Source organism: Qipengyuania sp. (genome assembly GCF_965277845.1).
Classification (GTDB): domain Bacteria; phylum Pseudomonadota; class Alphaproteobacteria; order Sphingomonadales; family Sphingomonadaceae; genus Qipengyuania.
Genome location: NZ_OZ255844.1, coordinates 2,870,617 through 2,882,664 on the forward strand (window position 1 = coordinate 2,870,617; position 12,048 = coordinate 2,882,664).

The window sequence follows — 12,048 nt, forward strand, 5'->3', positions numbered from 1 at the left end:
GCGAGCGCATTGCCCGCGAGCGGCAGCCAATTCAAGCTGGTTGAATTTTGCAGGAAGATTCACCTTGCATCGATGCACCCAGGCCGGATGAGACCAATCCAGAGCGTGCCACCGATGCAGCGACGATTGTGCCGTCCGTGAAATTGAACCCGAGGCCTTGAATGGCATCGCGTATCTTGTTGCAGAATTTGCCGAAATCCTTTTCCTGATTGTTGCCGTCTTCGAGGCTGGAAACGGTCTCGGTCCACCAATCCCTGGCCTGCAGATATGCCGCAACGTCGCCTTGGTCGCCTATCTGATCGACAAGCTTGAACTGCAAGACGTTCGACGGATTGGCCGTGGCACCCTCGAATGCACCCGACCAGTCGCAAGAAGAACTGCATTCGGATTCCACGAACATCGATGCCCGGGGCTGAGCGACCGAAAGGGTCCAGCGGCCCACCGTTCGATCATATTCCATCTCGTTCAGTTCCCGATATGGCGCGTAAACCGTAATCCTGTATGAGTTTGTCGTTCTCATATTGAGGTCGAAGGTCTTTCCCTCGGCCATCGACGTTCCGAAAAGCTTGTTGACCTGTCCGTCGATCTTATCGGCCACCGACCGGCTGGAATCTGCGGTCAGTGTAGTGACGACGCTGGACGATGGGGCGACTGCCTTGAGGAGATTTCGTACGACGCCGAGCGTATTGGCTGAAATCTCGGTACCGGTGGTCTCGGTCATGTTCGCGTCGAATACGAAGCTTACGATCCCGGCGGATGCTTCGCTACCGACCAGAAAATACGGGAAGGCCAGAATGTCGCCGCTAACCTTTCGTTCGAAACTCTCCCCGATTTTGCGCGAGCTCTCATAATCACGCCCATAAATCGGAATCGTATCCGAAAATCGCCCCGTTTGCGCCTTGAGGACGGCCGCATAGCTGTATTTCTTGCCGGCTGCCAAACGCCAGAATGCCGAACGCTTCCCGTATCCGAGCGTTTTCAGCGCCTCGGGGTCCGCCTCGATTACGAGACGAGTATACGCGTTGTCGGGTATAGACTGACCGCCAGTTGCCAGCTTTTCGATGCGAAAACTATCGGTGGATTGGACGATGGTCGTCCCATCCTGCGCTTCCGGTGGCGTCTGGGCGACAGCGGAATGAGCGAACAAGACCGCAAAGCTACCGAATACTGCCGACCATGAGTGAAATTTTTTCATACCCCTACCTCCACCCCCTTCATCATCAACGATAGGTGCGATTGATTGTATGTTTCGGTCACGTCGCGACCCAATGCAGAGGCTTGCATTCCGCGCTAATCCCGCTATGTGCGCGCATCCCTCGGGTCCGCCCCGGGGATTCGAAGAAAGCCGGAGGGGCCCCGCAATCCCGCGGATCAGCCAGCGATCGGCCGCTAAGTGAAAGGACAAGGGCATGGCTCTCTACGAGCATGTTTTCTTGGCGCGACAGGACCTGAGCCAGGCTCAGGTGGACCAACTCGCCGCCACCGCCACCGAGATCATCGAGAAGAATCAAGGCAAGGTCACCAAGACGGAGACCTGGGGCCTCAAGAACCTCGCCTACAAGATCGACCGCAACCGCAAGGCGCATTTCGTCATGCTCAACATCGAGGGCCCCGGTGCCGTCGTGGAAGAGCTCGAGCGCCAGACGCGCATCAACGAAGACGTCATCCGCTACATGACCATCCGTGTCGAAGAACACGAAGAAGGCCCAAGCGTGATGATGCGCAAGAACGAGCGCGATGCGAAGAAGCGCCGCGACCGTGAGGAGCGTAACTGATGGCCCGCCCGTTTTTCCGCCGCCGCAAGTCCTGCCCGTTCTCGGGCAAGAACGCCCCCAAGATCGACTACAAGGACGTCCGCCTCCTCCAGGGCTTCATGTCCGAACGTGGCAAGATCGTCCCCAGCCGCATCACCGCCGTCAGCGCGAAGAAGCAGCGTGAACTGGCCAAGGCCATCAAGCGCGCGCGCCACATCGGCCTGCTGCCGTACATCGTGAAGTAAGGGGAAAATCCATGGATATCATTCTCCTTCAAAGGATCGAAAAGCTCGGCTCGATCGGTGACGTCGTCACCGTGAAGGACGGCTATGCCCGCAACTTCCTGCTCCCGCAGAAGAAGGCCCTGCGCGCCAACGAAGCCAACAAGAAGGTCTTCGAAGCGAACCGCGAGCGCCTGGAAAAGGAAAACGCGGAACGCCGCACCGAAGCCGAAAAGGCCGGCGAAAAGGTCAATGGCGAAGAAATCGTCCTGATCCGTGCCGCATCGAACACCGGCCAGCTCTACGGCTCGGTAAACGTGCGCGACATCGCCGCCTCGCTCGGCGACAAGGGCCACGACATCGACAAGAAGCAGGTCATCATGGGTGATCCGATCAAGACGATCGGCATGCATGAAGTCCGCATCGACCTTCACCCCGAAGTCTCGGTGTCGATCAAGGCAAACGTCGCTCGCTCGGACGACGAAGCCGAACTGCAGAGCCAGGGCATCGACGTGATGGCGCAGATGTTCGAAGACGAACAGCGCGAGATCGAAGAGCAGGCCGAAGCCAACCGCGTCGACCCGACGCTCGAGCCCGGCGAAATTCCCGCCGACATGCTCGAAGACGGCGTCAGCACGCCCGAAGGTGTGAGCGAAACCGAAGCCAAGATCGAAGCGACCGCGCCCGACGGCGACGACGCCTGACCTTCGGCGACGAGAACATTCAGGGCGCGGCGGCTTCGGCCCCCGCGCCCTTTTTGTAAGAGACGCCCGCAATCCCTATCTGCGGGCGAGACGCAAAAGCGAAAACAACAAGAGGCAGGAGAAGCGCCCATGGAATCGATCGAACAGACGCTCGACCGGATCGAGACGATTTACGACGCGGCGGTGGAGCGGCTCCGCGAGGACGTCATCGCTTTCGGGCGCCAGCGCGAACTGCCCGCGCCCGAACGCCGCAGCGACGGAAGCTACGCCTATCCCGAATTGCGCCTGCGCTTTCGTGGCGGCGACCAGCCCGAGGATCGCAATCGTGCCTTCGGCCGGCTGAACGCGGCGGGTCTCTACACCACCACGGTCACGCGCCCTGCGCTGTTCCGCGATTACCTGCGCGAGCAGCTCGAACTGATTTCCGAGAATTACGAGGTCGAGTTCGAAGTGGGCTCCTCGCGGCAGGAGATTCCTTTCCCATATGTCCTCGACGGCGATGCGGGCGCTGAACTGGTCGGAGTCGATCCCAACCTGATCGCGCGGCATTTCCCCTCGACCGAGCTCGCCGATATCGGCGACGAACTGGCCGACGGTATCGTGCTGGAAGGGCCCGACGACGCGATCCCGCTGTCGCTGTTCGACGGCCTGCGCACCGATTTCAGCCTGGCGCGCCTGGCGCATTATACCGGCACGAGCACCGAGCATTTCCAGCGCTTCGTCCTTTTCACCAACTATCACCGCTACGTCGACGAATTCGTCGACTGGGCGGGTTCGCAGCTGGGATCCAACGGTTACACCGCACTCGCCGGCGCGGGCGGGCTTATGCTGACCGAGAAAACCGACAATGCGCGCGAGCAATTGTCCGACACGGCATGGCGGCGGCATCAGATGCCGGCCTACCATCTCGTCGGCCCCAACAAGGAAGGCATCACGCTGGTCAATATCGGCGTCGGCCCGTCCAACGCCAAGACCATCTGCGACCATCTTGCGGTCCTGCGTCCCGAAGCCTGGTTGATGATCGGCCATTGCGGCGGTCTGCGGCCAAGCCAGAAGATCGGCGATTACGTACTCGCCCACGCCTATCTGCGCGACGACCATGTGCTCGACCCGGTCCTTCCGCCCGAAATCCCCCTTCCCGCCATCGCAGAAGTGCAGCAGGCGCTGGCCGGTGCGGCGGAAGAGGTATCGGGCGAACACGGCGCGGACCTCAAGAAACGCATGCGCACCGGCACCGTGGTCACGACCGACGATCGCAACTGGGAGCTGCGTTATACCAATTCCGCACACCGCATGAGCCTCAGCCGTGCGGTCGGGGTGGATATGGAAAGCGCCACCATCGCCGGTCAGGGTTTCCGCTTCCGCGTGCCTTACGGCACGCTGCTGTGCGTTTCGGACAAGCCGCTGCATGGCGAGATCAAGCTGCCCGGCCAAGCCAACGCCTTTTACGAGCAGGCGATTGCCGCGCACCTCCAGATCGGTGTCACCGCCTGCCGCAGGCTTAAAGAGGAAGGCCCGCGCCTCCACAGCCGCAAGCTGCGCGCTTTCAACGAGCCGCCGTTTAGGTAAGCTCGCTCCCACAAGGGAGGACAAAATGACAGTTGCGCCGAACCGCTCGCGCTCGATTGCAGGCCGCGTCGCCATCGTGACCGGAGCAGCGAGCGGGATGGGCCGCGCCACCGCAAGGCTGTTCGCGGAAGAAGGCGCGCGGGTGGCGGTGACCGATCTCGATCTTACCGCGTCCGAAAAGGTGGCGCGCGAGTGCGGGGCCGACGCCCGTGCCTATGCACTCGATGTGGCGGACAAGGAAGCGATCGCGATGACCGTGGCGAAGATCGCCGAGGACTTCGGCGGGATCGACATCCTCGTCAACAATGCCGGCGTCTCCAGCTTCTGCCCGCTCGACGAAGGCGATGCCTACGAGGAGGTCTGGCACCGGGCGCTGGCGGTAATGCTGACCGCGCAGAAGCGCATGGTGCGCGCCGCGCTGCCGTATCTGCGCCGCAGCGACGCCGCGCGGATCGTCAATATCGCCAGCACCGAAGGCCTGGGCGCAACGCCCGGCGACACGCCCTATGTCGCGGCGAAGACCGGCGTGACCGGCCTCACCCGCGGCCTCGCCGTCGATCTCGGCCCCGAGGGCATCACGGTCAACTGCATCTGCCCCGGCCCGATCCGGACCGCAATGACCGAGGCAGTGCCCGACGAGCACAAGACCATATTCGCCAAGCGCCGAACCGCGCTCAGGCGCTATGGCGATCCCGAGGAAGTCGCGCATGTCACGCTGTCACTGGTGTTGCCCGCCGCGAGCTACATCACCGGTGCGGTGATTCCGGTCGACGGCGGGCTGGTGGCGCGGAATGCGTGAGGGCTAATATTTGGGTGGATTCCAGTCATTAGCGACTACGCCTTAGAATGGCGCGAACTCCCGCGATGTAGGCGATGGCGAATACCACGAAGCTAACGACGACTGCCCAGCGCTTTTCCTGCCCACATGCCCTAAGGGCAGTGTCAGTCTGCTCCAACCCGCAGTCGCCTCCGACTACCCAACTCACGAGCAGGACAAGGGATAGCGAGATAGCCCAGTAGGCACCTGACCCAAGCGTCCAGACAATGTATCGAGCGACCGGTCTCATGCCCAGACTCTACGCGAGACAGCAATGTCGGCAAGCGGGCCATTAGCCGCCTTAGAGAGTCACCCCTGCCCCTTCGTCTTCGTCTTGCCGTCCTTCGCGCTCTTCTCGATAAACTCGATGATCATTCCGGCGACATCCTTCTCGGTCGCCTTCTCGATGCCCTCGAGGCCGGGGGAGGAGTTCACCTCCATGATCACCGGTCCGTGGTTGCTGCGCAGCATGTCGACGCCGCACACGTTCAGCCCCATGCGCTTCGCCGCGCGGACGGCTGTCGAACGTTCTTCGGGCGTGATCTTGATCAGCTGCGCGCTGCCGCCGCGGTGAAGGTTGCTGCGGAAATCGTCGGGCGCGCCGGTGCGCTTCATCGCTGCCACGACCTTGCCGCCGACCACCAGTGCACGAATGTCGGTACCGCCGGCCTCCTTGATGAATTCCTGCACCAGGATGTTGACGTTGGCCCCGCGGAAGGCCTCGATCACCGACTTGGCGCTGCTCATCGTTTCGGCCAGCACAACGCCGATGCCCTGTGTGCCCTCGAGCAGCTTGATCACCACGGGTGGGCCATTGACCGCCTTGATGATTTCCTCGGCCGCTTTGGGATCGTTGGCATAGGCAGTCAGCGGCAGCCCCAACCCATGCTTGGCGAGGATCTGCATCGAACGCAGTTTGTCGCGGCTACGCCCTATGGCGACGCTCTCGTTCAGCGGCCAGCAGCCGCGCATTTCGAACTGCCGCAGGATCGCCAAGCCGTAATTGGTGATCGACGCGCCGATCCGCGGGATGACCGCATCGTATCCGACACAGGGCTCGCCATTGTAGTAAACCTCGGGCCGATGGCTGGCGATATGGACCGTGCAACGCGTGGTGTTGAGGATATCGAGCTGGTGTCCACGCTCCTCCGCCGCCTGCTTGAGGCGCTGGTGCGAATAGAGATTGGCATTGCGCGCCAGCATGGCGATTTTCATGGTGTTCTCCTCAGGGCTTGTGCCCTTTCGTGGTCTTGCGTTCGGGCGTCTGCAGCCAGGAATAGCCGCTGTCGACTACAAATCGACGGCGCAGCGAGGATCGGCCGATCAGCATGGGAAAGCGCATGTCCCGGCGATCCGCGAGGCTGATTTCCGCCCGGAATTCGACGTCCCCGATCCTGAGCGGGGTCTTGATCACATAGCGTCGCTGCGTTTCCCCATTCGAGCTGGTGATACCGCGAATGTCGACATGCACCGCCTCGCAAACCTGGCGCACGTGCTGCTGTTCGAAATCCACCGCGAAGCGGACGAATTGCTCGCCATCGCGTTCGAATTCCTCGATCACCGTGCCATGAAGCGAAGACGTCCGCGCGCCGGTGTCGATCTTCGCCGGGACGTCGTGCAATCCCAGTTCGGGAAGGTGCACCAGCTCGCGCCAGCCGACCACCGGCAGATCCCTGCGTTGGGCGCTCATTCGATGATTGCAATCCCGTCGCCGCCACCGGTCCCCGGCAGGCGGCGCAGAACCTCACCGGTGTCGAAATCGACTTCGGCGATCGTATCGTTGCGCGTTTCGGCGACATAAATGCGTTCGCCATCAGGCGAGAAGAGGATCGTCACCTGCGTGCGCGCCGCGGCCTCCGACGGGCTCGACACGGCGATGCTGCGCACGACCTTGCCGGTGGCCGTGTCGATCACGGTCAAGCCGCCATCGGCGAGGTCGGATGTGACCGCATAGTCGCCCTGCGGGCGCAGCGTGATGCGCAGAGGGAACGCGCCGGTTTCGATCCTCTGGCGCACTTCGAGCGATTGCGGGTCGAGCATGAAAGCGGCGTTCGAACCGCGCGCCGACACCCAAAGGGTTTCGCCATCCTGCGACAGCCAGATGCCCTCGGGTTCCTCCCCGACCTCGACCGATTGCGGTGCCCGGCGGGTCTTGAGGTCGATCAGCGTGACGGTGCGCGATCCTAGATCGGTGGTCCAGGCGTGCGTGCCGTCGGGAGCAACCGCGAGCATATGCGTCCCGCGTTGGCCCGATCCGTATTCGAAGGTCTCTGCCGCGCCCAGCGGGTCGCGGATCCAGAAGATCGATTGGCGCCCTTCGGCAGTCGCATAGAGATCGCCATTCGCATGCCACACGATGCCGTGCGGCCGCGCGTTTTCGCCTAGGTCGACGCTAGCGACCTTCGAAAGATCGGCAGTTTTGAAGATGTCGATGCTCGTGCCGCCGTAGCAGGCCAGCGCAACGTGGCTGTCATCGGGTGAAGTCGCCAATTCGTGCGGATTGGCACAGCTGTCCACGCTGACGACCTGCTCGCCCGTAGCGAGATCGACCTTCGACAGCGTGTTGCCGAACTTGCCCGCGACGAACAGGGCACCCTCGACATCGCTCGCAACAGGTTGGGAGGCGGCATCTCCTTCCCCTGCCACGGGCGCGCAGGCGACCGCGAGCGGAAGGACCAGGAGCGAGGCGAAACGACTTACCACCCTTCCGTCTTACCCGCGTTTTGTTCATCGAGCCATGCCTTCAGCGGCGCGAAGTATTCGGCCATCGCCTTGCCGCTCATTTGGCGTTCGCCGGTGAAGGCTTCGAGCGCGTCGGGCCAAGGCTTGCTGGCGCCCATTTCGAGCATCGCATTGAGGTTCTTGCCGACGTCTTCGTTGCCGTAGAACGAGCAGCGGTGCAGCGGGCCTTCCCAGCCGGCCTGGTCGCACGCGGCCTTGAAGAACTGGAACTGCAGGATGCGCGCGAGGAAATAGCGCGTGTAGGGCACGTTGCCCGGGATGTGGTACTTCGCGCCCGCATCGAATTTGGTCTCGTCGCGCTCGACCGGCGGGACGATGCCCTGGTATTCGAGGCGCAGGTCGTTCCAGCCCTTGTTCAGACCCTCTGCCGGGATGGTACCGTCGAAGAGCTGCCAGCGATAGCGATCGACCATCAGGCCGAAGGGCAGGAAGGCGACCTTGTCCATCGCTTCGCGCAGCAGCAGGCCGATGTCCTTGTCGGCGCTCGGGACTTGGGCCCGGTCGAGCATGTCGATCTGGACGAGGTACTCGGGGGTGATCGACAGCGAGATCATGTCGCCGATAGCCTCATGGAAGCCGTCGTTTGCGCCGTTGAGGTGCAGATAATCCTGCTGGTTGTAGGCGCGCTGGTAGTAGTTGTGGCCGAGCTCGTGGTGGATGACCTTGAAGTCGTCCGCATTGCGCTTGATGCACATCTTGATGCGCAGGTCGTCGACATTGTCGACGTCCCAGGCGCTGGCATGGCAGACCACTTCGCGGTCGGCGGGCTTCACGAACTGGCTGCGCTGCCAGAAGGTCTCGGGGAGCGGTTCGAATCCCAGCGAGGAGAAGAACTGCTCGCCCACGCGGACCATCTCGACCTCGTCGAGGTCCTTCTGCTCGATCAGTTCGGTGAGGTCATAGCCGATGTCGCCCGCGCCCGCAGGCGCGACCAGCGGATAGATATTGCCCCATTCCTGCGCCCACATATTGCCGAGCAAATCGGCGCGGATCGGGCCGGTGGCGGCCTGCACCTCGTCGCCGTACTTCTCGTTGAGCTTGCCACGCACATAGGTGTGCAGCGCCATGTAGAGCGGCTTCACTTCCTGCCACATGCGCTCTGTCTCGGCGGCGAACTGGTCGGGCGACATGTCGTAATTCGAGCGCCACATAGCGCCCAGATCATCGAAGCCCAGTTCCTTGGCACCTTCGCCGGCGATGGCGATCATGCGCTGGTAATCATCGCGCATCGGCGCGCCGACATTGTCGTGCCAGCTGGTCCACATTTCGGCCTTCTCGGCAGGCGTGCGGTCGAGATCGCCCATTTCGGCCTCGATATCGCTGCCGTTGATCTCCTCGCCGTTGAGCGTGCCCTTGCCCTTGCCGTAGGCCGAGCCGAGCTTGGTCGCGATCTCGTTGAGCTCGGTCGCCGCACCATCGCGGACCGGCGCGGGCATGACGATGCCGTTGCGCAGGATGTCGAGCTTGCGCGCGACTTCTGGATCGAGCCCTGCAACCTGCGCATACTTCGCTGCTTCATTGGCGTATTTGACCGACTTCTCAGTCGCCTGCGCGCCGTATTTGGCGGCGAGCTGGTCGCTATCGTGGATGATGTAAGTCGAATTGATCCACAGCACCCGGCCGTATTCGACCGAGAAATCGAACATGTCCTTTTCGACCATCGCCACCCAGTCGGCCGCGCCCTGCGGGGTCAACGGGTAGGTCGCTTCGGCCGTTGCGGTGATCTGATGATCATCGGCCAGCGCCGGGCTGGCGAGCGAAATTGCGAGCGCGGAAAGGGCGACGGATGCGAGTTTCATGGTTGTCCTCTCAGGGATTATTCTTGCGTGTAGTTTCACGTGCTACCGGATTGCACCTGCCGAGACGCTTAATCAAGCGGCAGGCGCGCCAAATCGACGAATGGCGAGCGCCATCAGCACCCCGCCGAAGGTCGCAATCCAGGCGAGAATCTTCACCGGGCGGACCGTGGCAGCGACCGCTGCCATCCAGTCCGAACCCTGTTCGCTGAGAAGCTGGACCACCTGGAGAATGGTTTCGGTATAGTCGGTGACGAGAAAGATGATCGCCGAAATGGCGATCAATATGCCGAGCATCCTTGCCGAACCCCGCATCGCCATGAAGCTGCGGCCGGCCAGCCAGCTGCCCCAGCCGTACATGCCGATGAAAACCAGATCGCCGAGCATCGCAATAATGGCGAGCGTGCGTACTCCCCCTTCGCGCCACTGGTCCTGTATTTCGTCCACCCGCGCCGCGCTGCCCGCCGCCTGGTGTTCGGCTATGCCCAGCGTCACGCTTTCGGGATGCGTAACCGCCATGCTCAGCGCAATGACGATCACGAATGCCAGCAGGCCCCACAGCCACCAGCGCAGGTTCGGTTTCGGTTCTCTCATGTCTGCCCCCCAAGCCAACGTGCGATGGCCTGCCCCAGATCGGGCTTGGTCACGCTGCCCATATGCGTGCCGGGGACCTCGACGAAATCGGCGTTCGGCAGCAGGTCCGCGAGCCCCTCGGCCGAGCCATTGTCGCGGTCCTCATCGCCGCAGACCACCAGGGTGGGCATGGTGATCGCATCGAGCAATGCGAGGTCAAGATCGGGCATGGTGTCGAGCAGCAGCCGCGCGGCAACCCGATCGACTCCCTGCGACTTGAGGAACTGCATCGAGAAATAGTCCGGATCGCCACGCGGGATCGCATCGAACTCGTCGATCACGCGCCGGAACTTGGCCGCACGGCGATGCCATTCGCCCAGCCCTGCAGTTCCCATCCCGCCCACGATCAGCCGCCGTGGCTCGAGCACGCCATGCGCGGTCGCATGAAGCGAAGTGCGCGCGCCGAGCGAAAAGCCGCCGAGATCGTATTCGTCGAGCCCGTAGTGATCCACCAGCGCTGCCACATCGCGTACCAGGACATTGGTGGGATATCTCTCAGGCTCGTGCGGAGCCTCGCTCTCGCCATGCACGCGAAAGTCGAGCATCAGTACCTCGAAGCCCTGCGCCGCGATCGCTTCGTGGTGGCCCCACTTGATCCAGTTCATCTGCGCGCTGGAGAATAGACCATGCAGCAAGACGAGCGTTCGCCCTTCGCCGTGCCGATGGACGGCGAGTTTCGTCCCGTCGAAACTCTCGAATTCTTCGGTCACCGGTCCGCTCATGCCATCCCCACGAATTCGATCCACTCCTCGGTGGTTTGCGGCTGTCCGTCCATGACCTTCGCATCCGCGGGCAGACCGATCCACGGCTGTTTGCTCTTCACCCACAGATGCGCCGCGGGAACCAGCGACGCGCTGTCGTCGAGCGTGCCGCAGCGCAGGCTGGCGAAGCCCTCGCGAGCGTCGTTCACCGCATAGATTCGCGCCTTGCATGTCGCACAGCCCAGGATGCGCGAATGGGCTCCGCTGGGCTGATTGTACTCGCCGGTGTCGAGTTCGCCCGAGATTTCGAGATCGGCGAGTGCAAAGAGCATATGCTCGCTGAAGGCCGTACCGGTGCGGCTCTGGCAGTCGGTGCAGTGGCAGGCATAGGGCTTGAGGCGAAAGCCCTCGTGCAAAGTATAGCGCACGGCGCCGCACAGGCAGCCGCCGGTCAGCGCGCCTTTCATCGCCTGGCGAGCCCGTTTTGCTCCATTCGCCAATGCGCCATCTCGATCCGATCCTGGCCGAAGAAGGGCTCCCCCTCGAAAACCAGCGTGGGCACGCCCCAATGCCCGGCGCCTTCGAGTGCATCCTGGTTGGCCGCGATCTCGGCGTCGAGTTCCTCCCCCTGCGCCTCGACCTCGGCTACGACTTCCGCCGCATCGAGCCCGGCGGTAGTCAATGCGCCCGCAAGATGGTCGCCCTCGTGCCAGTTCTCCTGCCCACCCCAGAGGAGCTTGCCCGCCTCATGCGCGAAGACGAGGCCCTTGCCGCGCCGTGCAGCAGCCTGACCCATCCTCGTGACCCGGCGGATATAGGGCTGCTCGTCGGCGATCGCCCGGGTGTTCGGGTCCTGAACGATCGGGTCGGGGCGCGGCGGGCCGAATGCGATGCCGTGGAACTGCGCCACCCGCATCATGTCGCGGATCGTATAGGCCATCCAATTGGGATGGTTGCGCTCGAAAAAATCGGGCTGGCGGATCGCGAGCGGGTAGACGGGCCTCAGCGCGATATCGACATCGTACTCTTCGGCCAGCGCGCGGTAGCGCCCGACCGAAAGGAAGCTGTAGGGCGAGCGAAAGCTGAAGTAGAGGTCTGCGGTCAGGGTCAT

14 protein-coding genes are annotated in these 12,048 nt (G+C 62.7%); 5 read left to right on the forward strand and 9 right to left on the reverse strand.

Annotated features, from left to right (window positions below):
- Positions 1-31 precede the first annotated feature (31 nt).
- Positions 32-1,195 (reverse strand): hypothetical protein, encoded by a 1,164-nt coding sequence (locus ACQY4G_RS14005; RefSeq protein WP_421991763.1) that lies wholly within the window; start codon positions 1,193-1,195, stop codon positions 32-34.
- A gap of 214 nt (positions 1,196-1,409) precedes the next feature.
- Here ACQY4G_RS14005 and rpsF point away from each other — a divergent pair, with 214 nt between their 5' ends.
- The 5 genes from rpsF (at position 1,410) to ACQY4G_RS14030 (ending at position 5,047) form a co-directional block, all read left to right on the forward strand.
- Complete coding sequence (gene rpsF / locus ACQY4G_RS14010) at positions 1,410-1,775, forward strand: 30S ribosomal protein S6 (RefSeq protein WP_421991765.1); 366 nt, start codon at positions 1,410-1,412, stop codon at positions 1,773-1,775.
- Complete coding sequence (gene rpsR, locus ACQY4G_RS14015; RefSeq protein WP_067468986.1) at positions 1,775-1,999, forward strand: 30S ribosomal protein S18; 225 nt, start codon at positions 1,775-1,777, stop codon at positions 1,997-1,999. The genes rpsF and rpsR overlap by 1 nt, the downstream gene beginning before the upstream one ends.
- Before the next feature lie 11 nt (positions 2,000-2,010).
- Complete coding sequence (gene rplI, locus ACQY4G_RS14020; RefSeq protein ID WP_425061763.1) at positions 2,011-2,679, forward strand: 50S ribosomal protein L9; 669 nt, start codon at positions 2,011-2,013, stop codon at positions 2,677-2,679.
- A 129-nt stretch (positions 2,680-2,808) separates the two neighbouring features.
- Positions 2,809-4,248 carry an AMP nucleosidase gene (locus ACQY4G_RS14025; protein ID WP_421991767.1) on the forward strand — a complete coding sequence of 480 codons (1,440 nt, stop codon included), beginning with the start codon at positions 2,809-2,811 and terminating at the stop codon, positions 4,246-4,248.
- 25 nt (positions 4,249-4,273) lie between these two features.
- Complete coding sequence (locus ACQY4G_RS14030) at positions 4,274-5,047, forward strand: SDR family NAD(P)-dependent oxidoreductase (protein WP_421991769.1); 774 nt, start codon at positions 4,274-4,276, stop codon at positions 5,045-5,047.
- A 327-nt stretch (positions 5,048-5,374) separates the two neighbouring features.
- Here the strand turns inward: ACQY4G_RS14030 and rimK are convergent, their stop codons facing one another.
- From rimK to ACQY4G_RS14070, 8 genes are all read right to left on the reverse strand, one after another.
- Positions 5,375-6,280, reverse strand: a complete 906-nt coding sequence (rimK, locus tag ACQY4G_RS14035; protein ID WP_067689698.1) for a 30S ribosomal protein S6--L-glutamate ligase — start codon at positions 6,278-6,280, stop codon at positions 5,375-5,377.
- 10 nt (positions 6,281-6,290) lie between these two features.
- Complete coding sequence (locus ACQY4G_RS14040) at positions 6,291-6,755, reverse strand: ATP-dependent zinc protease family protein (RefSeq protein ID WP_067689701.1); 465 nt, start codon at positions 6,753-6,755, stop codon at positions 6,291-6,293.
- Positions 6,752-7,711 carry a YncE family protein gene (locus ACQY4G_RS14045; RefSeq protein ID WP_421991771.1) on the reverse strand — a complete coding sequence of 320 codons (960 nt, stop codon included), beginning with the start codon at positions 7,709-7,711 and terminating at the stop codon, positions 6,752-6,754. Before ACQY4G_RS14045 ends, ACQY4G_RS14040 begins: the two co-directional genes overlap by 4 nt.
- A 50-nt stretch (positions 7,712-7,761) precedes the next feature.
- A complete protein-coding gene (locus ACQY4G_RS14050) occupies positions 7,762-9,606 on the reverse strand; it encodes a M2 family metallopeptidase (RefSeq protein WP_421991773.1) in 1,845 nt (614 codons plus the stop codon).
- Between the two features lie 72 nt (positions 9,607-9,678).
- On the reverse strand, positions 9,679-10,197 hold the full coding sequence (locus ACQY4G_RS14055) for a hypothetical protein (protein ID WP_421991775.1): 519 nt from the start codon (positions 10,195-10,197) through the stop codon (positions 9,679-9,681).
- Positions 10,194-10,958: an alpha/beta fold hydrolase gene (locus ACQY4G_RS14060; RefSeq protein WP_421991777.1), complete on the reverse strand. Its 765-nt coding sequence runs from the start codon at positions 10,956-10,958 to the stop codon at positions 10,194-10,196. Before ACQY4G_RS14060 ends, ACQY4G_RS14055 begins: the two co-directional genes overlap by 4 nt.
- Entirely contained in the window at positions 10,955-11,404 is a 450-nt protein-coding gene (locus ACQY4G_RS14065; protein ID WP_421991779.1) for a GFA family protein, read from the reverse strand. Before ACQY4G_RS14065 ends, ACQY4G_RS14060 begins: the two co-directional genes overlap by 4 nt.
- Positions 11,401-12,048 (reverse strand): 2-hydroxychromene-2-carboxylate isomerase, encoded by a 648-nt coding sequence (locus tag ACQY4G_RS14070; protein ID WP_421991781.1) that lies wholly within the window; start codon positions 12,046-12,048, stop codon positions 11,401-11,403. Before ACQY4G_RS14070 ends, ACQY4G_RS14065 begins: the two co-directional genes overlap by 4 nt.

Bases quoted from the DNA above. Each gene is read 5' to 3' on its own strand.
- ACQY4G_RS14005 (WP_421991763.1), bottom strand. From the start codon at position 1,195: ATGAAAAAATTTCACTCATGGTCGGCAGTATTCGGTAGCTTTGCGGTC.
- rplI (WP_425061763.1), top strand. From the start codon at position 2,011: ATGGATATCATTCTCCTTCAAAGGATCGAAAAGCTCGGCTCGATCGGT.
- rpsF (WP_421991765.1), top strand. From the start codon at position 1,410: ATGGCTCTCTACGAGCATGTTTTCTTGGCGCGACAGGACCTGAGCCAG.
- ACQY4G_RS14070 (WP_421991781.1), bottom strand. From the start codon at position 12,048: ATGACCCTGACCGCAGACCTCTACTTCAGCTTTCGCTCGCCCTACAGC.
- ACQY4G_RS14065 (WP_421991779.1), bottom strand. From the start codon at position 11,404: ATGAAAGGCGCGCTGACCGGCGGCTGCCTGTGCGGCGCCGTGCGCTAT.
- ACQY4G_RS14025 (WP_421991767.1), top strand. From the start codon at position 2,809: ATGGAATCGATCGAACAGACGCTCGACCGGATCGAGACGATTTACGAC.
- ACQY4G_RS14060 (WP_421991777.1), bottom strand. From the start codon at position 10,958: ATGAGCGGACCGGTGACCGAAGAATTCGAGAGTTTCGACGGGACGAAA.
- rimK (WP_067689698.1), bottom strand. From the start codon at position 6,280: ATGAAAATCGCCATGCTGGCGCGCAATGCCAATCTCTATTCGCACCAG.
- ACQY4G_RS14030 (WP_421991769.1), top strand. From the start codon at position 4,274: ATGACAGTTGCGCCGAACCGCTCGCGCTCGATTGCAGGCCGCGTCGCC.
- ACQY4G_RS14040 (WP_067689701.1), bottom strand. From the start codon at position 6,755: ATGAGCGCCCAACGCAGGGATCTGCCGGTGGTCGGCTGGCGCGAGCTG.
- rpsR (WP_067468986.1), top strand. From the start codon at position 1,775: ATGGCCCGCCCGTTTTTCCGCCGCCGCAAGTCCTGCCCGTTCTCGGGC.
- ACQY4G_RS14050 (WP_421991773.1), bottom strand. From the start codon at position 9,606: ATGAAACTCGCATCCGTCGCCCTTTCCGCGCTCGCAATTTCGCTCGCC.
- ACQY4G_RS14055 (WP_421991775.1), bottom strand. From the start codon at position 10,197: ATGAGAGAACCGAAACCGAACCTGCGCTGGTGGCTGTGGGGCCTGCTG.